Origin of the sequence: Brevibacillus sp. SIMBA_040, assembly GCF_046535075.1 — a bacterium.
Classification (GTDB): Bacteria; Bacillota; Bacilli; order Brevibacillales; family Brevibacillaceae; genus Brevibacillus.
Genome location: NZ_JAWRXI010000178.1, coordinates 1 through 273 on the forward strand (window position 1 = coordinate 1; position 273 = coordinate 273).

A 273-nucleotide genomic window follows, 5' to 3' on the forward strand; every position below is an offset into this window, starting at 1 on the left:
GTCGAGCCGCTGCGTGAGCTGTTCAAGGACGAAGTGCGCAAGATCGGCCTGGAACTGGGCCTGCCGTACGACATGGTCTACCGCCACCCGTTCCCGGGCCCGGGCCTGGGCGTGCGCATTCTGGGTGAAGTGAAGAAGGAATACGCCGACCTGCTGCGTCGTGCCGACCACATCTTCATCGAAGAACTGCGCAAAGCCGACTGGTACCACAAGGTCAGCCAGGCGTTCGTGGTGTTCCAGCCAGTGAAATCGGTTGGCGTTGTGGGCGATGGC

Annotated in this window: 1 protein-coding gene; it reads left to right on the forward strand. The window is 62.3% G+C overall.

Features of this window, described 5'->3' with window-relative positions; translation table 11 throughout:
• A partial coding sequence (locus SB752_RS32445) for a GMP synthase (glutamine-hydrolyzing) (protein WP_486320406.1) occupies window positions 1–273 on the forward strand: 273 nt, incomplete at both ends.